Annotated in this window: 27 protein-coding genes and 1 tRNA gene; 8 read left to right on the forward strand and 20 right to left on the reverse strand. The window is 62.3% G+C overall.

Annotated features, from left to right (window positions below):
• Window positions 1-19 precede the first annotated feature (19 nt).
• The 5 genes from I0K07_RS01295 to I0K07_RS01315 form a co-directional block, all read right to left on the reverse strand.
• Complete coding sequence (locus I0K07_RS01295) at window positions 20-811, reverse strand: TIGR00266 family protein (protein WP_203290857.1); 792 nt, start codon at window positions 809-811, stop codon at window positions 20-22.
• 102 nt (window positions 812-913) lie between these two features.
• Complete coding sequence (locus I0K07_RS01300) at window positions 914-1,330, reverse strand: response regulator (RefSeq protein ID WP_203290858.1); 417 nt, start codon at window positions 1,328-1,330, stop codon at window positions 914-916.
• Between the two features lie 70 nt (window positions 1,331-1,400).
• Window positions 1,401-2,297 (reverse strand): bifunctional methylenetetrahydrofolate dehydrogenase/methenyltetrahydrofolate cyclohydrolase FolD, encoded by an 897-nt coding sequence (folD, locus tag I0K07_RS01305; RefSeq protein WP_203290859.1) that lies wholly within the window; start codon window positions 2,295-2,297, stop codon window positions 1,401-1,403.
• A complete protein-coding gene (locus tag I0K07_RS01310) occupies window positions 2,287-2,643 on the reverse strand; it encodes a DUF167 family protein (protein WP_203290860.1) in 357 nt (118 codons plus the stop codon). Before I0K07_RS01310 ends, folD begins: the two co-directional genes overlap by 11 nt.
• The gene (locus I0K07_RS01315; RefSeq protein ID WP_203290861.1) at window positions 2,610-2,906 is read right to left on the reverse strand and encodes a YggT family protein; all 297 of its coding nucleotides are present in this window, start codon (window positions 2,904-2,906) and stop codon (window positions 2,610-2,612) included. The genes I0K07_RS01310 and I0K07_RS01315 overlap by 34 nt, the downstream gene beginning before the upstream one ends.
• A 112-nt stretch (window positions 2,907-3,018) precedes the next feature.
• Between I0K07_RS01315 and I0K07_RS01320 the strand changes: the two genes are divergently transcribed.
• Both I0K07_RS01320 and I0K07_RS01325 read left to right on the forward strand, forming a co-directional pair.
• A tRNA-Ala gene (locus tag I0K07_RS01320) sits at window positions 3,019-3,094 on the forward strand.
• Window positions 3,095-3,478: 384 nt separating this feature from the next.
• On the forward strand, window positions 3,479-4,720 hold the full coding sequence (locus tag I0K07_RS01325; RefSeq protein ID WP_203290862.1) for a hypothetical protein: 1,242 nt from the start codon (window positions 3,479-3,481) through the stop codon (window positions 4,718-4,720).
• Window positions 4,721-4,881: 161 nt separating this feature from the next.
• Here I0K07_RS01325 and I0K07_RS01330 read toward each other — a convergent pair whose 3' ends face one another.
• The 4 genes from I0K07_RS01330 to I0K07_RS01345 all read right to left on the reverse strand — a co-directional run bounded on the left by I0K07_RS01330 (window position 4,882) and on the right by I0K07_RS01345 (window position 10,837).
• Complete coding sequence (locus tag I0K07_RS01330; RefSeq protein WP_203290863.1) at window positions 4,882-8,124, reverse strand: error-prone DNA polymerase; 3,243 nt, start codon at window positions 8,122-8,124, stop codon at window positions 4,882-4,884.
• The gene (locus I0K07_RS01335) at window positions 8,121-9,623 is read right to left on the reverse strand and encodes a Y-family DNA polymerase (protein ID WP_203290864.1); all 1,503 of its coding nucleotides are present in this window, start codon (window positions 9,621-9,623) and stop codon (window positions 8,121-8,123) included. The genes I0K07_RS01330 and I0K07_RS01335 overlap by 4 nt, the downstream gene beginning before the upstream one ends.
• The gene (locus I0K07_RS01340) at window positions 9,592-10,326 is read right to left on the reverse strand and encodes an ImuA family protein (RefSeq protein ID WP_203290865.1); all 735 of its coding nucleotides are present in this window, start codon (window positions 10,324-10,326) and stop codon (window positions 9,592-9,594) included. The genes I0K07_RS01335 and I0K07_RS01340 overlap by 32 nt, the downstream gene beginning before the upstream one ends.
• A 103-nt stretch (window positions 10,327-10,429) precedes the next feature.
• Complete coding sequence (locus I0K07_RS01345; RefSeq protein WP_203290866.1) at window positions 10,430-10,837, reverse strand: response regulator; 408 nt, start codon at window positions 10,835-10,837, stop codon at window positions 10,430-10,432.
• A 147-nt stretch (window positions 10,838-10,984) separates the two neighbouring features.
• Here I0K07_RS01345 and I0K07_RS01350 point away from each other — a divergent pair, with 147 nt between their 5' ends.
• On the forward strand, window positions 10,985-11,584 hold the full coding sequence (locus tag I0K07_RS01350; RefSeq protein WP_203290867.1) for a helix-turn-helix domain-containing protein: 600 nt from the start codon (window positions 10,985-10,987) through the stop codon (window positions 11,582-11,584).
• A gap of 39 nt (window positions 11,585-11,623) precedes the next feature.
• A complete protein-coding gene (locus I0K07_RS01355) occupies window positions 11,624-12,082 on the forward strand; it encodes a flagellar basal body-associated FliL family protein (RefSeq protein WP_203290868.1) in 459 nt (152 codons plus the stop codon).
• A gap of 6 nt (window positions 12,083-12,088) precedes the next feature.
• Here I0K07_RS01355 and I0K07_RS01360 read toward each other — a convergent pair whose 3' ends face one another.
• Window positions 12,089-12,367, reverse strand: a complete 279-nt coding sequence (locus I0K07_RS01360; protein WP_203290869.1) for a 4a-hydroxytetrahydrobiopterin dehydratase — start codon at window positions 12,365-12,367, stop codon at window positions 12,089-12,091.
• Between the two features lie 131 nt (window positions 12,368-12,498).
• Here I0K07_RS01360 and I0K07_RS01365 point away from each other — a divergent pair, with 131 nt between their 5' ends.
• Window positions 12,499-13,518, forward strand: coding sequence for an alpha/beta hydrolase (locus I0K07_RS01365; RefSeq protein ID WP_203290870.1), 1,020 nt, complete (start codon window positions 12,499-12,501; stop codon window positions 13,516-13,518).
• 4 nt (window positions 13,519-13,522) lie between these two features.
• Here I0K07_RS01365 and bioB read toward each other — a convergent pair whose 3' ends face one another.
• Complete coding sequence (bioB, locus tag I0K07_RS01370) at window positions 13,523-14,515, reverse strand: biotin synthase BioB (RefSeq protein ID WP_203290871.1); 993 nt, start codon at window positions 14,513-14,515, stop codon at window positions 13,523-13,525.
• A 61-nt stretch (window positions 14,516-14,576) separates the two neighbouring features.
• Between bioB and I0K07_RS01375 the strand changes: the two genes are divergently transcribed.
• A complete protein-coding gene (locus I0K07_RS01375) occupies window positions 14,577-14,936 on the forward strand; it encodes a VanZ family protein (RefSeq protein WP_203290872.1) in 360 nt (119 codons plus the stop codon).
• A gap of 67 nt (window positions 14,937-15,003) precedes the next feature.
• Here I0K07_RS01375 and I0K07_RS01380 read toward each other — a convergent pair whose 3' ends face one another.
• A complete protein-coding gene (locus tag I0K07_RS01380) occupies window positions 15,004-16,473 on the reverse strand; it encodes an alanine/glycine:cation symporter family protein (RefSeq protein WP_203290873.1) in 1,470 nt (489 codons plus the stop codon).
• A gap of 266 nt (window positions 16,474-16,739) precedes the next feature.
• Between I0K07_RS01380 and I0K07_RS01385 the strand changes: the two genes are divergently transcribed.
• Entirely contained in the window at window positions 16,740-18,059 is a 1,320-nt protein-coding gene (locus tag I0K07_RS01385; protein ID WP_203290874.1) for a S41 family peptidase, read from the forward strand.
• Between the two features lie 3 nt (window positions 18,060-18,062).
• Here I0K07_RS01385 and I0K07_RS01390 read toward each other — a convergent pair whose 3' ends face one another.
• Together I0K07_RS01390 and I0K07_RS01395 are read right to left on the reverse strand one after the other, a co-directional pair.
• The gene (locus tag I0K07_RS01390; protein ID WP_203290875.1) at window positions 18,063-18,641 is read right to left on the reverse strand and encodes a putative pterin-binding protein; all 579 of its coding nucleotides are present in this window, start codon (window positions 18,639-18,641) and stop codon (window positions 18,063-18,065) included.
• Between the two features lie 11 nt (window positions 18,642-18,652).
• Window positions 18,653-19,558, reverse strand: coding sequence for a lipid II:glycine glycyltransferase FemX (locus I0K07_RS01395; protein WP_203290876.1), 906 nt, complete (start codon window positions 19,556-19,558; stop codon window positions 18,653-18,655).
• Window positions 19,559-19,621: 63 nt separating this feature from the next.
• Here I0K07_RS01395 and I0K07_RS01400 point away from each other — a divergent pair, with 63 nt between their 5' ends.
• Window positions 19,622-19,804 (forward strand): hypothetical protein, encoded by a 183-nt coding sequence (locus I0K07_RS01400; RefSeq protein ID WP_203290877.1) that lies wholly within the window; start codon window positions 19,622-19,624, stop codon window positions 19,802-19,804.
• 12 nt (window positions 19,805-19,816) lie between these two features.
• On the opposite strand, the gene I0K07_RS01405 is transcribed toward I0K07_RS01400, so the two are convergent.
• The 6 genes from I0K07_RS01405 to I0K07_RS01430 all read right to left on the reverse strand — a co-directional run bounded on the left by I0K07_RS01405 (window position 19,817) and on the right by I0K07_RS01430 (window position 26,570).
• Complete coding sequence (locus tag I0K07_RS01405; protein ID WP_203290878.1) at window positions 19,817-22,042, reverse strand: polysaccharide biosynthesis tyrosine autokinase; 2,226 nt, start codon at window positions 22,040-22,042, stop codon at window positions 19,817-19,819.
• Window positions 22,043-22,121: 79 nt separating this feature from the next.
• A complete protein-coding gene (locus tag I0K07_RS01410) occupies window positions 22,122-23,393 on the reverse strand; it encodes an outer membrane beta-barrel protein (protein ID WP_203290879.1) in 1,272 nt (423 codons plus the stop codon).
• A gap of 91 nt (window positions 23,394-23,484) precedes the next feature.
• Entirely contained in the window at window positions 23,485-23,931 is a 447-nt protein-coding gene (locus I0K07_RS01415; protein WP_203290880.1) for a hypothetical protein, read from the reverse strand.
• A 193-nt stretch (window positions 23,932-24,124) separates the two neighbouring features.
• Complete coding sequence (locus I0K07_RS01420) at window positions 24,125-24,646, reverse strand: hypothetical protein (protein ID WP_203290881.1); 522 nt, start codon at window positions 24,644-24,646, stop codon at window positions 24,125-24,127.
• A gap of 56 nt (window positions 24,647-24,702) precedes the next feature.
• Window positions 24,703-25,986, reverse strand: a complete 1,284-nt coding sequence (locus I0K07_RS16015) for an O-antigen ligase family protein (RefSeq protein WP_203290882.1) — start codon at window positions 25,984-25,986, stop codon at window positions 24,703-24,705.
• Window positions 25,987-26,000: 14 nt separating this feature from the next.
• Window positions 26,001-26,570: a polysaccharide biosynthesis/export family protein gene (locus I0K07_RS01430; RefSeq protein ID WP_203290883.1), complete on the reverse strand. Its 570-nt coding sequence runs from the start codon at window positions 26,568-26,570 to the stop codon at window positions 26,001-26,003.
• Window positions 26,571-26,713 lie beyond the last annotated feature (143 nt).

The raw sequence follows: 26,713 nt of genomic DNA on the forward strand, positions 1-26,713 counted from the left end.
CCCGCCCGGCAAATATGCGTCAGCTACCCCGCATGATGGAGCCCAACGGCCCCAGGACCGAGCCTTCACCTTGTCCCGATCCTGTGGCGGGTACATTGGCCAGGATACGGCCGGCCAGGCGCGAGAAGGGCATGGACTGGATCCAGACCTGACCCGGTCCGCGCAGACGCGCGAAGAACACGCCCTCACCGCCGAAAATCATCGATTTGATATTGCCCGCCCGTTCGATCTCGAATTCCACATCCGGCGTGTAGGCGACGACACAACCCGTATCGATGTGGATCTCCTCACCCGCAGCGAGTTCTTTCTTGATCAGCGTGCCCCCGGCATGGACGAAGCACCAGCCGGAGCCCTGCAGGCGCTGCATGATGAAGCCTTCACCGCCGAACAGGCCGGTCATGATCCGCTTTTGCAGCGCAATCCCGATGGACACGCCCTTGGCCGCGGCCAGGAAACTGTCCTTCTGGCAGATCAGCTCGCCACCCAGATCGGGCAAATGCACCGGAATGATGGTGCCCGGAAAGGGCGCCGCAAACGCCGCATGGGCCTTGCCCTGGCCTTCATGGGTGAAGACCGTCATGAACAGGCTTTCCCCGGTCAGCAGGCGCTTGCCGGCACCGGCCAGCGCACCCCAGACACCGGAATTCTTCTGGGATCCGTCGCCGAACACCGCATCCATGGTGACGGAGGGGGATTTGTACATCATGGCCCCGGCTTCCGAGACGACGCTCTCGCCCGGATCCAGCTCCACTTCGACATACTGGATGTCCTCGCCACCGATCTTGTAGTCGATCACGTCTGCCTGGCTCATAAGCTCTCTCCCGCAATTCAAGCGGGCACAGCTTAGCCGCGGGTCAAAGGCCAGCAAGCCTTAACCGGTCGGATCCTGAACTATTTTCGGGGGAAAGCGCGGCTAGATCGTCTGGACGTCGGCATGTTCCGCGGCATCGCGGATCAGATGCGCCAGATGCACCGGCATGTTTCCGGAATGCGCCCGGAAGCTCTCATTCTTGTCGAGACGCGACACATCCTCGGGAATGATGCTTTCATCCACCGCCATGGAACCGGACAGGATCAGCACCGGTGTGTCACCGGCAAAGGTCCGCGTGGTTTCCAGCGTGTCCTTGGGATGAATGGAGTCGGGCAGACGCAGATCCAGCAGGATCAGATCATAGGCCCGGCGTTGCAGGCAGCGCTTGGCGTCCTTGAGCGTTCGCGCCACTTCAAAGGAGATGTCCAGATCGCCCGCTTCGCAGACGGCATGCTGGACCAGCATGGCATCGGCAAAATCATCTTCGACGTGCAGCACGTTCAGCGCTTGATTGGACATTGATCCCTCCCACTGAGGCATTCTAGTTCGGTTGCCTTACCGAACTGTATACGAATCCGGAAAACTTGGATCAAAAATCTGCGGGCAGATTCTTGCCACTCCGGGTTGCGGCGGCAATTACGGTGTTTCGCAGCAGCATGGCAATAGTCATCGGGCCGATTCCGCCCGGAACCGGTGTGATCCAGCCGGCATGTCCGACAATCTCGTCAAAGGCCGCATCCCCGACCAGGCGGGTCTTGCCCTCACCGCGCTCGGGGGCATCGATCCGGTTGATGCCGACATCCAGCACACAGGCGCCCGGCTTCACCCAATCACCCTTGACCATTTCCGGCCGGCCGACCGCTGGCACCAGAATGTCCGCGGTCCGGCACAGGGCGGGCAGGTCCTTGGTGCGCGAATGCGCGATCGTCACCGTGGCATTCTTTTCCAGGAAGAGAAGCGCAGCCGGCTTGCCGACCAGGATGGACCGGCCGATCACCACGACATTCTTGCCCGACAAATCCCCCAGCGCGCGCTCGGCCAGAAGAACGCAGCCCGCCGGCGTGCACGGACGCAGGCCCGGCTTGCCCAGAACGATCCGCCCGGCACTGACATCGGTCAGGCCATCGACATCCTTGTCCGGATCGATCTCGCCGATCACCCGGTTGGCATCGATCTGATCCGGCAGCGGCATCTGCACCAGGATCCCGTCGACGCTGTCATCCGCGTTCAGCCCACGCACGATCTCGATCGCCTCGGCTTCGGTGGTCTCGGCCGGCTTGCGGATCTCGATGGATTTCAGCCCGGCCGCCTCGGTGCGCTTCACCTTGTTGCGGACATAGACTTCGCTGGCCGGATCATCGCCGATCAGCACGACCGCCAGGCAGGGTGCCCGGCCGATCTCTTTCGCCAGCTCAGCCCCGACCTCGCCCGCCCGGGCGTCGATTTCGGCGGCAACCGCCTTGCCATCGATCAATTCAGCACTCATCCGGACAGGCCTCCAGCAGGGCCGTGACAGGCTGGAGGGCCGCCCCCTCGACAGCAATGCGCACGGTTTTCAGACGGGATGTCGCGCCGCGTATAACATCCACATCACGTTTGGGAAGTCCCAGCTGCTTGGCCAGCAGCGCCACCAGGGCTGCATTTGCCTTGCCCTTCTCCGGAACGGCCCGGACCTTCACCGCCAGATGCACCGCCCCGTCCGCCGAAGCCCGCCAAGCCTCGATCGCATCTTTCGACGCATTGGGGGTCAGGCGGACCTGGAGGGTCAGCCCGTCCGTATCGCGGGAATAGCGCGTGGCTAGAAGCCCATGGTGGAGATCAAAACCCGGCACAGGATGCGGCGCAGGAATTCCAGGCCGATCAGCAGGATGATCGGCGACAGGTCCAGTCCGCCCAGGGGCGGAATGACCCGCTGGATCGGGGCCAGCATCGGACGAACGAGACCATCGGTCACCCGCAGCACAGTTGCCACGAACTGGTTATGGGCGTTGATCACATTGAACATGACCAGCCAGCTCAGAATGACCCAGACCAGTACGACCAACTGGATCAGATTGACGATCTGGGAAATCAGCCAGCAGATATCCGCGCCCATTGCATACTCCTTGTGTGCTGCCTTCGCTTCTAGCCTGCCGCGGCCTGCAACGTCCAGAACCGCATGCTTGACTGCACTGCAAGACGCTCGTATTTCGCCCATCCAAGGTGACGGGGCCGTAGCTCAGTTGGGAGAGCGCGTCGTTCGCAATGACGAGGTCAGGGGTTCGATTCCCCTCGGCTCCACCACCCTTCGCCTGTTTTCCTGATCTCACGGCAGTCCGCTGCGCGGACGCCTCCGATGGGGCGGCCCATCAGGGGCCGACGCGCCGTCGCGCTTGCGAAGCCTGTGGGTTCGACGACCGGGCGTTTCCCATCAAAATTTTCACCCGTCATCCCCCGGTGCCCGGAGGGCATCCGGGGGACCTGAGCTCACCTGTCGGAAGGATGGGTGAGGTCCCCCGGCCAAGCCGGGGGATGACGGTGTTGGATTGGATGGAGGTGGACCGGAACACACCAACAGCCCAAACCTCACGCCCTTGTCATCCCGGCCTTGAGCCGGGACCCAGCCCCCGCACTTCCCGCTGGAAACCAACCCTCGAATGCGCAATCCTCTTGGGAAAGGGGGAAGAAATGCGCGCCAGGGTAATTGCTTTGACCGCGTCGATCGCGGGTCTGATCGCGCTTTTGGCAGGCCCACCAGTTGGCGAGGCTCAAGGCGCTCATCATGTGTGGCGGGACACTGTGTGGATACCGCGAAATGCGGTCTCCGCTTGGGTTTCTTCAACCCAGCTTGTCCCGGGTCCCGGTGTCTTTTCGGGGTACGACAAGCTGGGCGGTCGCGAACTCGCCGCCAAGCAACTTCCCTGGCTGCGCATTGCAGAATTCTACCCGCCGACACATCCGGGTCGGTACATGAACGCTCGGCGGATGCTCGGTCAGGCCTACGCGGCGCTCGGACAGAATGATCGGGCAGCCAGCCGGATGCTCGATGCTGCACGCCACCCAAACCGGCTTGGTTTCTACGGCGGCACTCAAAACGAACTTGATTGGGAACAGGCCGTTTATCTCACCTATGAAGCCCATGGCCTCGATGCAGCGCTTGCGATCTGGAGGGAGGGGCTCGAAGAACTCGACCGGAATGAAGCGCTCTATTTGGAAGCCGCCATTGAAGACGGCGATGTCTTTATCGATGAAACTATTCAAACGGGCGAAGCGCCGGATTGGTGGTCACGCGAACTCGATTTTTTCGAGCACCCCTATTCCGCACGCCCCCGAACAGAGCTCGTGGAACGCCTTCTCGACGAAGACAGAATCGTCACTGCACGGGAGCTCATCGAAACCATCGAAGACGACGGTCATTTGGGTTGGCCGCTCACTCTTGCGCGCATTCGACTTGCTTCAATTGAGTTGGAGCGCTCGGGACAATCTGAGCAGGCTGCACATCTGGCAGCCATGACGGCACCTTTCCTCACCAACTGGGCGAACTGGTCCGATGATATTGTCTTGTCTCTGGAAGACGATGACGGAATCATCCGCACCCTCCAATTCCATGATCGCATGAGGCATTGCGAACCGGTAAGGCGCACGCTCGACCATTTTCACGCGCTTCCCCGCGTCATGATTGAAGAGACTGACGCACAAGACCCCATATTGCTGGCTCGTATTTGGCACAATCTCGAACGCATCTGCTTCATTGACTCGCTCAGGGCCAGTGACAGTGCACCCGCAGCCTGTGCCCGACGCGATGATGCATGGCAATCGATCTCAACCATGACCAATTTCGAACGCCTGTGGTCCTCATACGTTTTCGTTCCGGCCGACATCACGCCGCCGCCCGAACCTCTCACCTGCTACTCAACCCCCACACCTTGACCATACCTGGCCCCGAATTCGTCCCGCCCCCTTCTTGAGCCGGTCCTGATACCCATCCGATCCCACCCTGATCCCGATCCGAACCCATCCCGACCCCCTCTCGACCCCTTTTGGCACCCCGTTTCATTAAAATGCGCGACCTTTTCACAAGCTCGCGCGTCTCAGTGGAAATCCCGGCTTTTGGGGATAACCCGTACATTTCTCGGATGGGTCCGGCCGCGCGGATCGCGGGCGACGGGGCGTTTCACCTCATCGCCGCGGCTGGCTATCCCCTCCAGAACGTCACGCTGCACGTCCTCGGACAGGAGGGAGAGGTCATCCGTCCGGTCGATCAGGCTCTCGCAGACAATATGGACAACCCCGTCCGCCTCCTGCACCCGGCCGGTCACCGCAATCAGGCGTGCACCCATGACAATCGGGCGGAAACGCTCGAAAACCCGGGGCCAGACAACGAGGTTGGCGACCCCCGCTTCATCCTCGATCGTGATGAAAACCACCCCGCTTGCCGTACCCGGGCGCTGGCGCACCAGGACCACACCGGCGGTCTTCACCCAGCGCCCATTGCCCTTCTGATTGGCCTCTTTCGTCGTCACCAGACCCATCCCGCCATAGCGCTGGCGCAGGAAATTCAGCGGATGGGATTTCAGGGATAGTCCGGTCGTCTGATAGTCCTGCAAGACATGCTCGGACAGGGGCATAGCGGGCAGGCCTGTCCGCTCCTCCGCCCCGAAGGCATTCACATCGGCCGCGTCGAACAGGGGCAGACCCTGGTCCCGGGCCCCGCCCCGCACCGACCAGAGTGCTGCGCGCCGGTCCAGCTTCATCGAGCGGAAACAATCAGCTGCCGCCAGCCGCTCCATCGCACCACGGCCCAGACCGGTGCGACGGCGCAGACTGTCGGGATCCTCATAGCCGGCCTGGCGCGACAGCATCAGCCGGTCCGCATCTTCCTGGCGCATGCCGTCAATCATGCGAAAGCCCAGGCGCAGGGCAAACTGCCCGCCCTCGGCCGGCTCCAACGTGCAATCCCAGTCGGAATAGTTCACGTCCACCGGGCGGATCTCGACCCCGTGCTCGCGGGCATCGCGGACAATCTGGGCCGGAGCGTAAAAGCCCATGGGCTGGGAGTTCAGCAGGGCCGCCGCAAACACGTCCGGGTGATGGCATTTCAGCCAGGAGGAAACATAGACGAGCAGGGCGAAGCTGGCCGCATGGCTTTCCGGGAAGCCGTATTCGCCAAATCCCTTGATCTGGTTGAAACAGGCCTCGGCAAATTCCGGCGCATAGCCGCGCGCCACCATGCCCCCCACCATCTTGTTCTGGTACTCGGTGATCGTGCCCATCTTGCGGAAGGTCGCCATGGCCCGGCGCAGCCCGTTGGCCTCGTCCGGCGTGAACTTGGCCGCATCAATGGCGATCTGCATGGCCTGTTCCTGGAAGAGCGGCACGCCCAGCGTCCGGCGCAAGATCCGCTCCAGCTCATCCGCCGGACCACAGGACGGATCGGGACTGGGAAAGCGGACCGGTTCCAGACCCTTCCGCCGGCGCAGATAGGGGTGGACCATATCCCCCTGGATCGGACCGGGCCGGACGATCGCCACCTCGATCACCAGATCATAGAAACAGCGCGGCCTCAGCCGTGGCAGCATGGTCATCTGGGCCCGGCTTTCCACCTGGAACACGCCCAGACTGTCAGCCTTGCACAGCATGTCATAGACGGCCTCATCCGCCTCCGGGATGGTGGCCAGATCCCAGTCCTCGCCCTTGTAGAGAGCCAGCATGCCAAAGGCCTTGCGGATACAGCTCAGCATGCCCAGCGCCAGCACATCCACCTTCATGATGCCCAGCGCGTCGATATCGTCCTTGTCCCATTCGATGAAGGTGCGGTCTTCCATCGCCGCATTGCCGATCGGCACGGTCTCGATCAGCGGCCCCTGGGTCAGCACGAACCCGCCGACATGCTGGGAGAGGTGGCGGGGAAAGCCGATCAATTCGCTGGCCAGGATCAGGGCCTGTCGCAGGACCGGCTTGTCCGGGTCCAGCCCGGCCTCGCGGATATGGTCCGCATTCACGGACCGGCCCCAACTCCCCCAGACCGTGCCACTCATCGCGGTGGCAATATCCTCGGACAGGCCCAGCGCCTTGCAGACCTCGCGCAGGGCCGAGCGCGGCCGGTAACAGATCACCGTCGCCGTCAATGCCGCCCGGTGCCGGCCATAGCGGCGATAGACATACTGGATCACCTCCTCACGGCGCTCATGCTCGAAATCCACATCGATGTCCGGTGGCTCGCGCCGCTCCTTGGACAGGAAGCGCGCGAAGAGAAGGCTGGAACTGGCCGGGTCGACACTGGTAATGCCCAGGCAGTAGCAGACCGCAGAATTGGCCGCCGAGCCCCGCCCCTGGCAGAGAATGCCCTGCTCCCGCGCCCAGGCGACGATGTCATGCACGGTCAGGAAGTAGGCGGGGTAGTCCAGCTCCTCGATCAGGGCGAGTTCACGCAGGATGAGCTGGGAGACTTTCGGCGGCACACCGTCCGGATAGCGCTGTGCCGCACCCTCCCATGTCAGACGGACAAGGTGCTGTTGCGGGGTCGATCCGGCGGGCACCGGTTCATCGGGATAAACATAGGACAGCTCGTCCAGGCTGAACTGGCAGCGATCGGCGATTTCCAGACTGCGCGCCAATGCGTCTTCATAACCGGCAAAAAGGTGCGCCATTTCCGATCCGGACTTGAGATGACGCTCGCCATTCACCTCCAGGCGGAAACCGGCCTGCTCGACCGTGCAGCCCTCCCGGATACAGGTCAGCACATCCTGCAGGGGCCGGCGCGCCGGCATGTGGTAGAGCGCATCCTGCACCGCGACCAGGGGCACACCCGTCCTGTTGGACAAGGCGGCCAGCGCGCCCAGCCGGGCCCGGTCCCCACCGCGCATGTGATGGGTCGCGGCTAGGTAGAGCCTATCCCCCCATTCTTCGCGCAAGCGCTCCAGCAGAGGTTCGAAATCCGGATCCACTTCGGCCGGGGGACAAGCGATGAATATCTGCCCCGCGCCGGATTCGACGATATCCTCGATAGAAATCCGGCATTCCCCCTTGCTCACATCCCCCATTTTCCCGTTCGACAGAAGGGTGGAGAGGCGGCCATAGGCGGCGCGATCTGTGGGATAACAGACCAGGTCCGGCCCTTTCACCGGGCGCAGGCGAGCGCCCACCAGAAGCGGCAAACCCTGTTCCCGAGCAGCCAGATGGGCCCGAACGACACCGGCCAAAGTGTTGAGGTCGCATAGACCCAAACCCTTGAGCCCCAAGGCTTTTGCGGCCGCGACCATCTCCTCCGCGTGGGAGGCCCCGCGCAGGAAGGAGAAATTGCTCATGGCCAGGAGTTCGGCATAGTCCGTCATGCGAACAGACCATGGATAAACCAGGCGGGCGGACCGCCCCGCCCATCGCCATACAAGCCCTCCCGGAAAATCCAGAAACGCCGCCCATCCATGTCCTCCACCTTGTAATAATCCCGCGCACGTCCCGGCCGCGGTGGCGGCCGCCACCATTCCGGTGCCAGCCGCTCCGGCCCGTCCGCCCGGCGCACCTTGTGCACCTGTCTGCGCCACACGAACCGCATGGGCGGCCCGTCCGGAATTTCGGCGATAACCTGAAGGTTTTCAGGCCGCTGCAGCAGCCGGGCCGGGCGGTCCGAACAGCCGGGAACGGCCGCGCTATCCCACTCCGGCAACACGCCTTCATAGACCTGCAGCGCCTCGGCATTTTCCGGCCAATAACTGGCCAGGGGCTGGAGGATATGCACCACCCTGTCCCCCAGCCTTGCCGTGATCCGGTCGGCCAGGACCGACAGGGCGTCCAGGTCCGGCTCATCCCCGTCAAAATCCCCGCCAAAACCCCGCGCTTCGGGCCGGACTGTCCCCGTCCCGAATGCCTCAAGCTCCAGAATTTCAATACCAAAGCCCGGATCTATCCGCTCCAGCCGGTCGCGGAAAAGCCGCAGGATATGCGCCGGATCATTCACCGGTCGCGCCGCGCCGACCGTCAGCTGTGCCACGCTCTGATCACACCGGAAAGCGGCCAGACGGAAGCGCCGCGCCCCCTCACCATAGTCTTGTAATCGCTCACACAATGCCGGCGCCAATTGGTCCAGACCGGCCCTGACACCCTCCAGATGGAGCAAGGCCTCCAGACAGGGCAGGCGCACCGCATGATCCGGCCTCGCCCGGATCGGATCGAGAGGCTCCTGGCGCAGTCCCAAGGCCTGGTCCAGCCGCACCAGAACCGCCTCGGCGGCGGCTTTGGAATGGAAGCGGCGGGCCAGGGCGCGCCGGTCGATATCATACAGCTGGCCGATCCGGGTCAGCCCGAAACGGCGCAACAGAACAAGGGTTTCCTCGGACAGGCGCAGGCCGGCCATCGGCAGTTTGTCCAGCCCGGCCCGCAAGTCTTTGTCTGCCAGGCAGACCCGATCCGCGCGCTCATGCGCCAGGGCCCAGGCAGCGCCCGGCGTCGGCGCCATGGCCAGCCGGCAGGACAGGCCCGCCCGCCTCAATTGCCCCGCCATATCCGCCAGCATGGCCGCTTCACCCCCGAACAAATGGGCACAGCCACTGGCATCGATCAGAACGCTATCCGCCTCCCCCAGCGCCAGGCAGGGCGACCACCGCTCCATCCAAAGCGCCAGTGCCCGCAAGGCTTTGGCGTCGGCATCACGGTCCACCGGTTCCGCCAGTAATCCCGGCGCCCGGGCCCGGGCATCGGCAAAGCGCAGACCCGCCTCGACACCCAGCGCCCGGGCTGCCGGATTGGCCGCCACGACCCGCAGACCATGACGGCCCGCCTCTGTCAGGACAAAAGGAGCCGGTTCAGCCGGCGCGTCGCCACGGGATGACGGCATTTCCCGGCCGGATGGACGCGCCCCGCCGCGGCTGCGGCGCAGACGATCGAGTGGCCAGTCCGGGAACCAAACGCAAACATGGCGCCTCATCACGGAACTCCAGGTCGAAAATCCGTCCCGCCTCACCCGGCTGCAGGCGGGACTTCTCCAATTCCGCGCGCCAGGCCGGCCGCCCCGGGGCTCGCGGATCTGCGTTATGGGACTGGGATAGGCGGGCAGAAACCCGCCACCGTCCGTGGGCGGCCGTCGCTCCCGACCGCGTATGGGGAAACAATAAAATCAGGGGCGTCTGGCTGTCCTGACTGGCCAGGACGAGACGACGGGCTGCCGTGAAGTCCATATCGTCCAGCTCGGCAATAACCCCTGCTAGACGGCCATCCCGGGCGCCCTCCTCAACCGCCTTCAGCGCATCCATCCGTGTCGCGGCTTCCACCAGCAGCAAGCGCCCCGGATTCACCCCGGCCCTGGCCAGACCTCTTCCCGACATCCGCCCGTGTTCGGCCGTCAGGGATCTCTGGGTCACCCAAAGACAGGCCCCTGGGCGGGCTGCATCGCGAAGCGCCGCCAGCGCCAGTCCGGTCAAGGCCGGAAAATCGCCATACCGCGCCTCGGACAATTCATGCAGGCCGGACCGGCCCAAGCCAAAAGGAAAGGACGCATCCGGCACCAAGGCCGCGGGAGAGGAAGAGCGCAGAACGGACATTATGTTCTGTTTTTGTTCTGGCGCTCAGAAGAGTCAAGAGAGAGGCAGACCCCTCTCAATCTCCAGGCAAACAAGCTGCTGAAAAGACAGGAATCAAATCCGGTCAGGCGGAAACACCCATACCCCCGGCCAGGCGCAGAACCGTATCGACGAGTTGACGCCGCTCAGCTTCGTGAACCGGCTTTTCCATCGCCCCCACAACATTCCCGAAGGTCCGGGCCCGCGCCACCGCATCCGCCTTCTGGGACAGAACAATGACCGGAATATCCCGCAAACCCGAGTGACGGGCCATCCGCGACAGAAGCCAGGCCCCGTCATACGATCCCATCACCATGTCGAGCAGGATGCAGACCGGCAGTTTGTTGCCTCCCGCACGCTCCCGCAGCAAATCCCAGGCGGCTTCGGCGGAGCGGCAATCTTCCAGCATGAGCGTCGCAGAATGGCGCGTCACGGCCTCGGCAACCAGTTCGGCGTCCCCCGCATCATCTTCAACCAGAAGCACCCGCCCCATGTCACAACCCTTGATTTCACAATGCTGAACAACCCGCTTTATACGCTATTCGCCTTTGGGTCATAATGGTTTTATTTTGGGACTAATGATTCGTCAGGCGTGGGGACAAAATGATCACGGATTGTGGATGCAAAACCGGAGCGATCCGTGAACTGGCCACTTGAACTGAGAGCCCTGCGATCCCGGGCCGGCCTGACCCAGCGTGGGCTGGCCGAACTTCTGGGCACGACCCAGCCCCACATCTCCCGGATCGAAGCCGGCCAGATCGACCCGCCGCATGAGTTGGCCGCAAAGATCACATATTTCCGAGACGCCCCCCAAAGCCGGGGCGTCCTTGCCAGTATCGAGGCCTCGGTCCGCCAGGACCCTCACATTGCCTGCCTGATCCGTCCGGACGATGCCGAAATCCGCTACGAAACCCTCAGCGCCGGCATGCGGAACCATCCCTTGTTCAAGCCGGATGGCGAAGGCGACCGGATCCGCCCGGAAGTCAGCCCGCAAGGTGTCGTCCTGATCGAGAAGATCAAGGAAAGTGGCATATTTGACGGGCGTGTCGACGCGATCGAGACGCTCTGGGACACGCATGTCGGCGATGACGTCTACTACTGGCACAGCACGCACACCCCGATCCAGACGGATCGCGGCGAGCGCTTCGTCTACTGTGCCCTGCGCCCGATCGAACAACGCGACTATGAAAGCCTTCATGCAGAATGGGGCGATGTCTACCGCGTGCTGGAAATGCGCTAGCGCCAACGCTTCCTTTACCCGGACAGGGTAGGAAAAGGCATGATGCGTTCGAGCCCTTTCCTTCGCGGCACCGCCCTGGCGGTCAGCCTGGTCCTGTCGGCACCGGCCATGGCTGGCGGCTACGCGAAGAGTCCGCCTGCCCAGCAGAGCAATGAGGAAAGCCGGCACCGGACGCTGACGAATTCACCATCCTATGTGCCGATTGCTGCCCTGACCGCCACGGTCCAGGCCAATCACCGGGCCCGCGGCCTGCTTCAGATCGAAGCGGGTCTGGAAGTGCCCGACGCCCAGTTGCGCCGCCGCGTCGAGCGCTACATGCCCCGCCTGCGCAATGCCTGGGTGACCGCACTCAGCGTCTATGCCGGCGTCAACTACCGCTATGGCGACATCCCCGATGCCGACCGGATTGCCGAAGTCCTTCAGGAAGCCACGGACATGACGTTGGGCGAAGAAGGCGCGCAGATCCTGATCGGCATGATCATCATCCACGGCGATTGAACCGGATCAGCCGACCAGACTGTCCATGAAGGCCGCCAGATCCACATCCTTCTGCGTGACGCCGTCGGCATCGTGCGTGGCCAGGGTCACATCCACCGTATTGTAGACATTGAACCATTCCGGATGGTGATCACTCGCATCGGCCTTCAGGGCGACCCGCGACATGAAACCCCAGGCTTCGTTGAAATCGGTAAAGCGGAAGGTCTTGCAGATGGCGTCGCGGCCCTCAACAGCTGACCAGCCCTGCAAGGACTTCAAGGCGGCGGCGGCTCCGATCTTCTGCATGGCTCTCTCCTCGTTGATTACAGCGACATAGCATTGACCGCCCGGGATGGAAGCCTTTCCTCCAGCCAGCGCCCTTATGCACAACCCATGAGTATGTGTGCTATATTCCTCTCTCAATACGGGAGGAAAGCATGCTGTTTGTCACCAATCGCCGGCGCAAGGGAAATGGCGGCCGCAAGGCTGGTTCGAAAATCCGCTTCGACACCGGCAACCGCTCACCGGAAGTGGAGTTCTTCGCCTGCCGCTTCACCGGAGGCGATACCCATGAATTCCTAGGCTCCAACCTGTTCTTCAAGGAATTGCGGGACCAGCCCCGGCGCAACATCTTTCTCTTTGTCCACGGCTTCAATGTCTCCATGGAAGACGCCCTGAAATCGGCCTCACGGCTGCAGGCGGCGCTCGACCAGCAATTGGGAACGGACACACCCGCCGCCAGCCTTGTGGTTCCCTTCATCTGGCCCTCGGCGGGTGCGGTACTGGAATACTGGGACGATCAGGACAGCGCCAAACACTCCGCCGCGGCCTACAGCCGCTTCCTCAATTTCTTCGTACGTTGGCGAGAAGCCGGGCGCGGCGACCCAGCGACCGACAATTGCGACCGGCGTATCAATATCCTGGCCCACTCGATGGGAAACCGCGTCCTGGTCTATGGGCTGAGAGACTGGGCCGAAAAGAATGGGGGCACCCCCCATTTGTTCCGGAATGTCTTCATGGTCGCGCCGGACATCGTCAATGAAAGCCTGGAGCGCGAAAAGCCCGGCCGCCTGGTCTCAGACAGTTCCCGCAATGTGGTCGTCTACCACGCCTCGGACGACCTGGCCCTGCGCTCGTCGAAAGCGGCCAATGTCGCCAATGCCATCGCCTCACGCCGCCTGGGACATAATGGTCCGGAGGACATGAATGCCGTCGCCCGCAATGTGTTCGCGGCGGACTGTTCGGACTTCAATAACGGATATGAACCCCTGGGCCACAGCTATTTCCTGCGGCGCGAATACTCGCAGGCCGACCCGGATCCCGGTGTCGTCCTGCGGCACATGGCCAATGCCGTCGACACGGGCCGCATTGCCGTCCCGGAGGGTGAGATCACCAACCGTCTGGGCGATGGCGGCGAACGCCGCGCCTTTGTCCTGCCGGAAGAATGGGGGCGCTGACCGCCTACTCGGCGGCCGGCATCGCCATCGGCTCAATCCCCAGCGTCCGGAACAGGTCGAAATCCTCGCTCTGTTCCGGGTTCGGGGTTGTCAGCAATTCCTCGCCCACGAAGATGGAATTGGCACCGGCCAGGAAACACAGGGCCTGCAATTCCTTGCTCATGCCCTCACGGCCAGCCGACAGACGGACCATGGATTTGGGCATGAGGATACGCGCCGTAGCGATGGTCCGGACAAACTCGATCCCGTCCAGCGGCTCGCTGTCGCCGAGCGGGGTTCCCGCCACACCAACGAGATGATTGATCGGCACGCTTTCCGGATGCGGATCCATGCAGGCCAGCTCAGTGAGCAGCCCGATGCGGGCCGCCTCATCCTCCCCCATGCCGACAATGCCGCCGGTACAGACATGAATGCCGGCACCGCGAACCCGTGACAGCGTATCCAGACGGTCTTGATAGGTCCGCGTGGAAATCACGCGGCCGTAATCCTCCGGCGCCGTATCGAGATTGTGATTGTAGTAATCGAGACCGGCCGTCCGCAGCTTCTCGGCCTGGCCATCAGACAGCATGCCCAGCGTGACACAGGTCTCCATGCCCATCGCCTTCACGCCCGAAATCATGTCGCAGATCTTGTCTTCGTCGCGCGGCTTCAGCTCGCGCCAGGCCGCGCCCATGCAGAAACGCGTTGCCCCGCCATCCTTGGCTTTCTGAGCCGCCGTCAGAACATCATCCAGCGGCATCAGCTTGGACGCTTCAAGCCCGGTATCGAAATGGGCGGACTGGTTGCAATACCCGCAATCCTCGGCACAACCGCCCGTCTTGATTGACAGCAACTGGCTCGTTTGCACGTGATTGGCCGAATGGCCCTTTCTGTGCACGGACTGGGCAGCAAATATCAGATCGTTAAACGGCGCGCGGTATATCGCGCCGGCCTGTTCGCGTGTCCAGTCAGTGCGCGGCTGGGCAAGGGTTTCGATTTCGCTGAGCAAGGAAGTCATGACAGGTCCGTCCCGAAAAGTGACAGGGGAAAGTAGAAACACCGGTGGCGCGCGTCCAGACATGGGACTGCGCTGGGGTGCCCGTTTGCTGCTTGTGGTCGCCCTCGTCGTGATCACCGACCTGGCGCTTCAGCCAGCCAGCGAAGTCACAACCCGCTGGCTCGGCACCGACAAGATCGAGCATATGGCCGCCTTTGTCGCGCTGACAATTCTGATAGCTGTCGGATTTCCTCGCCTGCCCCGCTGGCTGGGAGGCCTCGCCTTGCTGGCCTACGGCATCGGAATTGAACTCGCACAGGCTGAAATGGGCCAAGGCCGGCACGCCTCGCTGGCAGACATCATTGCCGATGCGCTGGGCATTCTGCTCGCCTTGATCCTGATCAGCCTGACCCGGCGCCTTCTGCGGACGCAGCCCCACTGACCCGACACCGAAAAAGAAAAGGCCCCGCCCGGAAGGGCGAGGCCTGATCTGTGTCCATGAAGACGGCCTATTCGGCCTTTTCGCCTTCGCCTGACTTGCCTTCCAGCTTGTCGAAATAGGCGGTCGTCGCCTTGAAGATAATCGGTGACAGGACCAGAAGCGCGATCAGGTTGGGCGCCGCCATCAGACCGGTCAGCGTATCCGTTGTCAGCCAGACCGTGTTCATGAGTGCCGTCACATTCTCACCCGCATAGAGCAGGAAAGTGGCCGCCAGGATCATGGCGATCCAGACCAGACGGAAGGGCAGGATGACCTTCACACCGAACAGGTATTCCGCACAGCGCTCACCATAATAGGACCAGCCCAGAATGGTGGTGAAGGCGAACAAGGCCAGCGCGATCGTCACGAAATGATCGCCGAAGCCCGGAAGCGCATCAGCAAAGGCCGCCGTCGTGATCCGGGCCCCGGTGTCGCAAACTTCCGGCGTGATACCACTCTGGGCAATCAGGAAGGCATTGCATTCTTCCGGGATGACGCCCGAAGTCAGGATGGCCAGACCCGTGATCGAGCAAACCATGATTGTATCGATGAAGGTCCCCAGCATGGCGATAATGCCCTGGTCGACCGGGTCATCATTCTGCGCAGCGGCGTGGGCAATCGGGGCTGAGCCCTGACCCGCCTCGTTGGAGAAAATGCCGCGGGCCACACCACGCTGCATGGCCAGCATCAACATGGCGCCCGTGAAGCCGCCTGCGGCCGCATCAAAACCGAACGCGCTGCTGAAGATACGGATGAAAGCATTGGGGATTTCAGCGTAGTTGATGGCCACAACCAAAAGACCCAAGGCGATGTAGGACAGCGCCATGGCCGGAACGACTTTCTCGGCCACATTGGCAATCCGCTTAATGCCGCCGAGAATTACAAGACCCGCCAGAAGCGCGATCACGCCACCCGTGATGTAGTATTCCACGCCATAGGTCTCGCCTACGGTGCGAACGACTTCCGCGGTCTGAATGGCATTGCCGGTCCCCAGACCCGCCATCACCCCGAAGAAGGCGAACAGACCGCCCAGCCAGATCCACTGCTTGCCCATGCCATTCTTGATGTAATACATCGGCCCGCCGACCCGGCGGCCTTCGGCATCAACTTCACGGTATTTCACCGCCAGCACGCCTTCGGCAAACTTGGTGGCCATGCCGACCAAGGCCGTCATCCACATCCAGAACAGGGCACCCGGGCCGCCGATCGCAATGGCCACGGCAACGCCGGCGATATTGCCCGTGCCGATCGTGGACGAGAGCGCGGTCATCAAGGCCTGGAAAGGTGTGACATCACCCTCGCCCTCAGCCTTGCGTCCTTTCATCAGCTCACCAAACGCGAAGCCGATCTTGCGCAAGGGCATGAACCGTAAGCCGATTGTCAGGTACAAGCCCGTACCCAGCAGGAGGACCAGCATGGGCGGCCCCCAAACGAAACCGTTTACGGTTCCGATGGTATTGGAAATCACTTCTCCGATTGATCCGGAATTCGCCGTCATACCTATCCCCAGTATTGCACGTGCTACTAAAGCTGGGCCGCACGCAGACCGGGAAAGCAAGCCCTTCGGCCCGTCTTCATCCCGAGAATGTCACAGCACGACCCATGACCCCATTTGTGTAGGCGGCACCTTAGGCGGGGGCTGGCAGCACGCAAAGGAATTTTGTGCGTAACCTGACAGTGAACCTGCCAATAGCTAAATGCGAGTTCACTTGAATCCGGCTCTCAGCTCCCGGCATGCTATGCGCCGGAACAGGAGAGGGAAATATGCCGAAACTCCATTTTCTTACAGCAACTTGCCTTGCTGGACTTACCGCATTTGCCAGCACCACGGCCTGCGCCCAGACGCGGATAGACCACGACGAACGCGCCAATGCTGTACTCTCGCTCGCACAGATCGTGGAAGATGAATATTTTGACGCCGAGCGCGCCGGCAGTCTGGCCGCCGAGATGCGGACTGCATTGGAAGCCGGCGAGTTCGACTCGATCCGCGACGCCGAAACACTTGCGCAGCAACTGACGGCCCGCCTTCACGAAGCCGATCGCCACTTTTCCGTGCGATATGTCGGCGAACGTCCCGAACGCGTCGCACCTGAAACCAGTACGCAGCCGACACCTGCAGACCCGTGGGCCAGCCTGCGCCGGCAGAATTTCGGCTTTGTTGAAACCTCCATCCTGCCCGGAAATCTGGGCTATATCCGGCTGGACCAATTTGCACCAATCGAACCGGCGCGGGATACGGCAACGGCCGTTCTGGACTTTGTCTCCAACGCGGACGCCGTCATTTTTGACCTGCGGCAGAATGGTGGTGGCGCCCCTTCAATGGTGCAATTCCTGATCAGCCATTTCCTGTCAGCCCAGGATCCAGTGATCATCAACACTTTCGTGTCCCGGGACTATGAATACCCCAACCAGATGTGGTCGCTGCCGAGCCACCCTTCTGGCTTCCGCCCGAACGTCCCTGTCTACGTGCTTGTCAGTGGCCGCACCGGATCGGCTGGAGAGGCCTTCCCCTACCATTTGCAAGCCATGGAGCGGGCCACGATCATAGGCGAAACCACCTATGGTGCCGGCAATCCGGGCGAGGTCTTCCGGGCCGCAGGTGGTTTCGGCATTTTCGTGTCCACGGGATCAGCCCGCAACCCGATCACAATGAGCAATTGGGAAGGCACCGGCGTCACCCCGGATATTGAAATCCCGGCCGAGGATGCACTCGTGGAAGCGCGAATCCTTGCTTATGAAACCTTACGGGAAACCAGCGATGACCCTCTCATCCGAGAGAACCTGGAGTGGGCGGCATCTCAGCTTCGCGCCCTGCAAAACCCACAAGTTCTCGGCGATGACGAACTCGCGCAATATGTTGGTCAGTTCGGAATTCGCTCATTCTCAGCAGAAAACGGGCAGTTGATCTATACGCGTCAGGGTCGCCCGCCCGAAGCCTTGCTAGCGCTGGGCGACCATCGCTTTGCATTCCGTGACACAACAGAATTCATGCTGGAATTCCACGTCGACGGATCCGGTGCGGCAGACGCCGTGGAGATGCAGGTCTCAGATGGGCGGCGCATCCTCATGCCACGGGGTGAATAAGGTCTAGTCCGCTCCGACTATCTCGATGGCAAAAACGCCCCAGACCCAGTCGTCATCCGGCATGCCCTGGAGCGCTGGGTCCTGCGCGCGCGGCCAGACCAGCATGGCCGGTCCGAACCCGCCCAGCGGCAGTCCGTTATCATCCATGCTCACGGCCAGAATGACATCGTGCGTCTCCACACGGCTGCGCTCAATCGTGCGCTGATACCCGTCCAGCGCGGTGACGATGACATCTCCCTCCCCGCTGCCCGCCAGAGCCAAGACGTCGCGCAGCAAGGGGCCGGAAAATCCATGAAAGGCCGCGCCGGCCGGATAGTCGACCTGCACCTCATGTTGAGGCAGTGCCAGAAGACTTTCGCGTGACAGTCCCATCGCTGCCTCGAACTGCATGCCGAAATTCGTGAAGAGCGGCTCCGTTTCGGCATCAACCGCGCCGCGGTCGGCCAGGCGCACATCCCCGAACAGCGTCACCACATCGGCTCCGGCATCCAGGGGGCCGTCAAATGGCGCTGCGTCGCGCGCGCCGCATCCGGCGAGGCAAGCACAGCCCAACACAATCGTGATCAAGAACCGGAAATCCATCATCCTGCCCCTCAGAAATACGTCCCACCCAAGGTGACCAGCTTGCCGCCGATTCCGAGCTTGAACCGCGCAATGCCAGCACCCGAGACCGTATTCACCCCACCCAGATCCAACTGCTTGACACCACGGGCTTTCAGCCGCTCCAGCGCCCCCCAAAGCAATCGATTATGGGCACCCGTTTTCCGGCCAGCCTCATTGGCCCAGCCCATGTGATAAGTCGCAGCGCAGCCATGGATAAGAAACATCATCGCCGCGATTTTCGTCTTTCCCTCGTCGGCCCGCAGAATGAGGACGCTATTCCTGTCCTGCTTGGCTTCGAGGAATGCGGGGACAAGGCTGGCCGGCGTCGCCCGGTAGCCACGCGCGGCGCGCTGCCCCTCTTCCGTATCCAGCAACCATCGAAACTGGGCCAGCTTTGCGGAATTCTCCTGCACCTTAAATGCAGATTTCTCAGCGGCATTGAGACGGTTGCGCCATTTTCCGTCCAGCGCGCCACGCAAGTCCTCAAGCGACCGGCTCAGGTCGATCAGCACGGTCGAATAGCCGGTCATCACCCGTTTCATTCGCCCCACTCCCGCCGGCACGGTCTCATCCGGGGTAAGCAGTGTTACGCGGGGCCAGGCCCGATTGACCGCCCCCTTCAGGCGCCGATAGGCCTCGGTCGCCGTCGCATCCGGCACATCCTCCAACCAAACAGGCCCGCGCGTGCAAAGCGAAACGCCTACCGGGCCAAACCGCCTGGTGGTAAACTGGGCCAAACCCACGAGCGCACCATCGTCGATCAATCCGACACGGCGCACATCGGCGCCGAGGGCGCGCAGGGCTTCTCCATAACTCCAGTCCTGCTGCAAGGCCGCCGGCGTCTGCGCGAGCGCTGCATCCCAGACCGGACGAGGGATTTCGGGGTCGAGTTTCATCCCGCGAAGGGTTAGGGATGTCGGGCCCGGAAGTCGAGACCTGTCGGAAACGGAGACGCCCGCATGTTCGCGAAAAAGGCCCAGACGGTGATGGGGCACCGTATTCCTGAACCCCGGCCGACGCTCATGGCGGTCTGGCTGGTGTTTCTTTATCTCGGCCTGCCCCTTCTTGTGATCACCGGCCTGCTGGACCTGTGCATGCAGCTCTTCTTCGGCATTTGCACCGGGCTGTGGTGCCTCGCCTGACCGGCCCAGCCGCTACTGGCTGTAGTATTTCTGATAGGCTTGGTAATAGCCATAATAACCACCGCCATAGCCGTAGCGGGCTTGGGCTTTCAGATCGACATTGTTCAGGACAACGCCCAAGACCCGCGCCTTGGCGGCGTCCAGGGCGGACAGCGCCATTCGGCTGAGACTGACAGGTGTTTTGCGCCAGCGCACCGCGCAGATCGTGGCATCGACCTGACTGACGATCGCCGGTGTGTCCGCAACGGCCAAAACCGGCGCCGTATCAAGCAGAATGAGATCATACTGATCCCGCACACTCCGCAGAAGCTCAGCGAATGCGGCGCTGCCAAACACATCCTTGGGCGTGAACTGTGACGCTGAAAGCGGCAGCACATCTAACCCGGTCGCCTCGACATGCTGGATGGCGTCAGACAGGGCGACATCGCTACTGAGAACCTGCAGCAGGCCCACCTCGGCATCCGGTGCAATTTCCAGCGTCAGCAATCGCCGCCGCAAATCGCAATCCATGACCAAAACCCGGCTGTCAGCCAGAGCCGCGATCTGCCCAAGACAGGCCGTTACTGTGGTCTTGCCCTCACCCGGCACGGCCGAGGTGACAGCGACGGTCTTGATCGGCGCATCCATGGCATTCAGCCGAATGGCCGAACGGATATTGCGGAAGCTCTCGGCAAAACCGGACAGGGGCTTGTCGGAAATATATTTGGGCGGCGAGACCGTTTTGCGCGACAGCGAACTCATCAAGCCGGACTGGATGCGCGGTACGGACGCGATGTGGGCCTGGCCCAGCTTAAGCTCCACATCCCCGCCCGAATGCACGCCCGTGTCGAAAACTTCCAAAAGAGCGACCAGGCCGACGCCAACGAGCGCGCCGAGCACCAGGCCAAGAGCCAGGTTCAGCAGCACTTTGGGCGAACTGGGCGCACGCGGCTGCGCCGCTGTCGAGACGATGCGCGCATCGGACTCCGTCAGGGATTGTTGTTCGGATGTTTGCTGGAAGCGGGCCAGAATGCTCTCGAACAGGGTCCGGCTCGCTTCGGCTTCCCGCTCCAATTCACGAAGCCGGACCAGCGCGCTGTAATTCTCGGCCAGCTCGTCACGCAGCGTGGCGAGGCTGCTCTCCAGAGAGCGGACGCGCTCGCGGGCAACATCCACATCATTGTCCAGATTGTTCACAATCCTCTGGATCTCCAGATCAATCTGTTCAGCCACATCCGCAAGTTCGCGCTCGACCGTCAGAATCTGCGGGTGCCGCGGACCATAGCGGGAGCTCAACTCACCCCGGCGGCGAGAGATCTCCGCTTGCTGGGACCGCAGGTCACGGATCACGTCAGACCGCAGAACTTCGGAAATGGAGTCGGCACTCGCCCCCCGGTCGAGCTGCTGGCGCAGCGTGCGCAGACGTGCCTCAGCCTCGGCCAGCTCCGCCCGCTGGAGAACGAGCTGCGCATTGACATCCGTGATCTGCTGTTCGGTCAGCGTCGCACCTTCAGCATCGAGCAGGCCGGCCTCATTGCGGAATTGCGCGACTGCCGCCTCGCGGGCCCTGACCTGGTCACGCAGCGAGTCGACCCGCTCGTTCAACCACTCATTGGCCCGCTCCGTGGCCGCATACTTCGCCTCAAGCTGGCTGACGATATACTGGTCGGCATAGGCGTTCGCGATATCCCGGGCCAGCGCCGGCGACTCCGATGTTGCCGTGATATTGATGACATAGGTGAGACCGGCCCGGCGCACACTGGTCGCCTCAAGAAGCGCGGCCACAGCGCTGTCACGCGCGGCCTCGCCGGTGTCCGGACCGGGCGCTGCGTTCGCCGGCACAAGCGCGGAAACCAGGCCTCGGGCAGCACTCTTCAACCGGTCCAACAAGCCGGGAGTGCGGAGGGTTGGGTTGAATTCCGGGTGAGCGACGAGACCGAGACGGTCCACCACCGCACCGGCGAGTTGTCGGCTGCGCAGGATTTCCACCTCTGTGTCCACCGCCGCAGAGTCCGGTGGCAGACCGGACATGACCGCTTCGAAATCGATAACCTGCGACTGCCGGACCTCGATCGCGACCTGGGCAGTCGCGGTGTAGCGCGGGGTGAGTTGCAGCGTGACCAGGACAACGAGCAGGAAGACCAGCAGGCTGGACGACAGCAATGTCCATAATCTCCGGCGCAGGATCGCAATCAGCGCGCCCAGATCGATCAGGTCGGAACCCTGATCAAAAGCCGAAACATCTATGGGTCGGGTCATGACTACACCGGTTCTGCGGCCGATGGCCGGTGCCTCAAAAGCTGAGCCATCAGCAGCCGCGTTCTGTCTGCTCCGGCCATCACGACCGAAGGACGAGGCTCACAGCAACCACATTCGAGCTGAAATCCTGATTTCCGTCGGCACCGCTCGATTCTTGTTCGAAATGTGCCACGGAAGCGCGCACACCGGCGTTCCGGTTCACGTACCAGGTTGTTGAGACCGTGGCCGACCAACGCTCATCCTCGCGGTCGATGCCGAAATATTCATCCGTGCCCCAGGTCACGGCCCCGGACACGACGACATTGCGCCGAAGCTCGTGATCCACAGTTGCGCCCAAGGCGGTGCCGAGAAAGCCACCGCTGCCGGCAACCGCGGCATCATAGACACCCCGGGAAGCCGTGCCGGAGACGGTCGTCAGCTGTGTCGGGAACCAGTCCACCACTACATCCGTGCTGAAGCCATCAATGTCGGGCAGGCCGGGATCCTCATAGTCCTGTTCGATATAGCCGACAGCCACACTGCCCCGGGCCACGCCACCGATATCGAAGTCGGCACCAATATCCGCGATATATCCCTTGGAGTCCCGCAAGAGCGGCGCCGCCGGCGGCACAAGATCATAGGAACGTTCATTGAACCGCCCGCGGACGAAAACCGAGCTCGCCGGACTGAGCGCGTAATCACCCCGCACTGTGTAGAGCGTTTCACTCCGGTCCCGGAAATCCTGGTCTGCAACGCCGCCGCCGACCAGAATTCCATCCTGATAGTCAAACCCGCTCAATGTGGCGCCGGCCTGAAATTTGGTTCGCCCGAACTCCCTCTCCCCACGCAAGCCGATCTGGTCGGTCGTGTACTGGATCGGCTCGGCGGCCGTATTGGCTGCACCGGCGCTCGTGCGCGGTTCGGTCAGGTCCGCATAGGACGCATTGGCCTCCAAAAAGGCACCCCGGACGATATCGAGCCGGCCCAGCGCACTGCCCTGATAATGCCAGACGCTTTCATCGCTGAAGTCCGCATATTCACGGCGCGTTGCGGCGACATTGCCGGACAGGGAGTGTCGGGACCAGGTCGTGGACACATCGAGCGCGGGATTGAGAATACCGATGAAGTCACTCTGCTCTGACGCCGAGGCTCCGTAGATATTGTCATTGTACTCCACACCCAGAGTCAGTGCCGGATTGAAAAGGAAAGCACCTTTCTGAATGCCGTCAGCCGTGTATTCCGGGCGTTCGCGCTCCATCACAGACGTATTGCGGTCGCGCAGGAACATGCTGTCACCCTGGGCCAGAACCGACCCGGTTCCAACCGCCGTCAACGCCAGAACCAGAACCGCAAGACCAAGCGTTCGCGACATAGACTATCCCCCAACCTGCCCGATCGGTCCCGCTCCGGAACCAAGATAAACCGCAATGCCCGGGCGCGCCTGAGCAAGCCCGGGCGATACCCTAGTAGTCAGATGTTCCACCGCCCGGCGTCGATGGAGGCGGAGGCGGATTCGAATTCCCCCCGCCCGAACCACCACTGCCGCCGCTGGAGCCACCCCCGGTATTGCCCCCGGTCGCGGCACTCGACGTCGCATTGGCGGCCGCAACGACGACCGGATTGGACGCATTGTTTGCGGCGACGACACTCATCGCCTGCGCAACCGTTGCCGGATCGGCACCCGTGCTCGCAACTGCAGCATCAATGGCTGCCTGGACTTCCGCTTCGGTTGCATCCGCCGGCAGGGCATCAATGGCTGCCTGGACGGCATCAGCCACCTCCTGAGCAGACGGCCCCTCTTCCTGGAGAGCGGCAGCCGCAGAGGCCGCAGAAACCGGTGCGAAAAATGCGCTCAAGACAGCGGTCGCCGCCAGGGCCGAACGCCAGCTCGGCAATTTGAAATTCATCATGATCACCACCCTGATAACTCTTGCCCCGCAGGATGTTTCAGCCGCAGCACCCTTGGTTGCCGCAGCGCAAACACCAACTCAAAGAGTAATCGAAGGCCAAAATCGCGACAATCGCCGCACTTGGCTCAGGAGGGCTCAGAAAACTTCCTGATCCGCATCGCGAGTATTCGCTTGACGCGACGCCATTTGATGATCAATCGCCCGCGTGAGCAGCCTGACTTTCCCAAATGCGGGGCCATTCACGCTGGACCAGACCGGGCCTGACCAGTCGGGCTTCCCGCAGCACATCCTGCCTCAATGCGTCGGGGACCGAAGGCCAGTAGTGTTCGGCTAAACCCAACCGCCAAAGCATGAATTGCTGATCTGCATAAGGCATCCTGAGGTAGGATTCTCGTAGGGCGCCAGACGCTCGATCCGTCCAGAAGCCATCGCTTTTTGCATAAGCGAAGGCCAATCTGGCCCAAGAACTGCCATCTCTGGTTTCAATTTCAAGCACACGCTCGAGTGCCGAAACGGCGACTTCGGGGCGTTCAGGCATGCCATGCAAGGCATGATCAGCGACCGCCAGAAGCTCTGGATAGCCCAGGACTCTGAAATTTTCTTGGTCTAGTTGTTGCTGCAATGCAACATTATCGAGGGCGCGTATCCGCCCCGCACGGGCATGAGACAAGGTCTGCGCTGTCAGCAAACCCATGACCGTGAGGATGGCAGCCATCGAAATGACCCGCCGGATCGGCCCGGATAGTTTGTCCGCTGCATAAGTCCGCATGCCTATCTTCCCTGTCTTCGCCAGAGAATGGCGCGGGCAAGACCGATCAAAAGTGCGAGCAGACCACTCATCGCGGGGATTTCGAGGGCGTAGTCCACCATGCCATGGGCGGCCACCACGAGCATGATGACCAGAACAGCCCGCAGCTCGGTCCGCTGCCGCCGGCGCATGCGCAAGCCGCGCCGGATCCCTTCCCACAGACCGCTCCAGACGATCAGCATCGCTACCGTTCCGGCGATACCGGCCTGCAGCCCCCATTGCAGGAGCACATTGTGCGCCGCCCCCTGGAGCTGACGGACCTCCGCCTGGCTGGCCGTCGCAATCAGATCATTGGTGTAGGCGAAACTTCCCAGCCCGTCTCCAAACACGGGCCTCAGACGCAGAGCCTCCCAATAGGCTGCGAAGGCCTGAGCGCGATTGCCCATGCCGAGACCGTCCAGATCGAGCCGGGACGCGTAGAGAGTGCCGGACATCATGAAGAGGAGCCCCAGCAGGCATGCGATGAGGGGGAAGAGCCAAGGCAGGTTTCGCTGTGAAGGCGGCGCGGCCCCGCCCGATTGCCGCCAGTGCGCCAACCCATCCCAGATCAGCAGCAGGATCACTCCGGACATTGCGAGGCTTATCCCCGCGCGCGAAGCAGTCAGAAAGAGATCAGAACCGCACAGGATCAGGGTCGAAACCGGTATTATCAGGGTCTTCAACCTATGCCCGGTGCGATCGCCAGACTGTCGCGAAGGGGGTTTGGCGCGCACAGCGCACAGCAGGCGGGCCATCGCGAGAATGACAAGCGCACCATAGAAGGTGGCTGCCGTGTTGGCCGAAAGAAAGGGCGTGGACAGGCGGCCTGAATGGTAGGGTTTGGGTTGCCCCCATTGCGTCGTCGTGTCCGTCACGAAATCAAGAAAGGCAAAGAAGGCCAGGATCGCGCCGAGGACCAGGATGAGGTCAAAGAGCTTTGTGATCACCGCCCGGGTTCGTGCCAGCCTCGGCACCACGAACAGTAGTGCCAGGGAAAAGGCGAGGGCCGCGAACTCAGGCGCGGCAACGGGCCACCGCCCGGTCCAGACATGAATTCCCGCCACCATCGCGAACACGCAGAAAAGGGCGGTTTCCGGAAAGGTCGGCACGGGACGGCCGAACAGCAGCACGCCGATGGTCAGAAAAGCCGCAGGCCAGAACAGGGCCAGGCTGGCGAGCGGTTCGTCCGCGCCGTAGAGAAGCGCAGCAATGGCCACAAGCCAGACCGGAAGCGCGCGCCAAGAATAGGTATGCAGGGCGGTGACCACGCAATTCGCGGCGATCAGAAGTAGCGTTCAGCGATACGGATCGTGTCACCCGGCTGAACCGGCGTGCTGGGCGACAGGGTAATGGCGACTTCCTGGTCCGTGCCATCGCGCTTGATATAGACCACCCGCGTATTGGCCCGATAGGTGAAGCCACCCGCCGTCGCGACCGCATTCATGACGGTCAGGCCGTCCGTGTAGGGATATTCCCCCGCCTCCTCGACTTCGCCCAGAATGTAGAAGGGCCGGAAATTGAGCACTTCCACATTGACGCGGGGATCATTCAGATAGCCGTCAGAGAGCCGCAGCTCCACGGCATCCTCGAATTCCGAAAGACTCAGCCCGCCCGCATCGACCTGACCGATCAGGGGAAGACTGACCCGGCCGCTGCCATCGACCAGGAATTCGCCCGAGAGGGAATCCTCATTATAGACGATGACGCGGATCTGATCGCCTGTGCCCAGACGGTATTCTGCGCGTTCGCGAAACTGGGTCGATGCCGCCGCATCCGGGCCCGGGGCAACAGATGTGGTCTGGCAGGCGACCGCAAACAGCGCCATGGCTATCGAGATGAAGATTCTGGTCACGACGTCCCCCTGGATCCGCGGCGCGCCCGCTCTCATCCCCAGACGAAGTGTGCAGCGCAACACGCGCCACAATGCCTGACACAAAAGAAAATTCCAACCCGGCGGCTAGGCCCAATGCGTTTTAAACGCCGGGAAATTTCGCA

This window comes from Maricaulis parjimensis, assembly GCF_016817355.1.
GTDB lineage: Bacteria > Pseudomonadota > Alphaproteobacteria > Caulobacterales > Maricaulaceae > Maricaulis > Maricaulis parjimensis.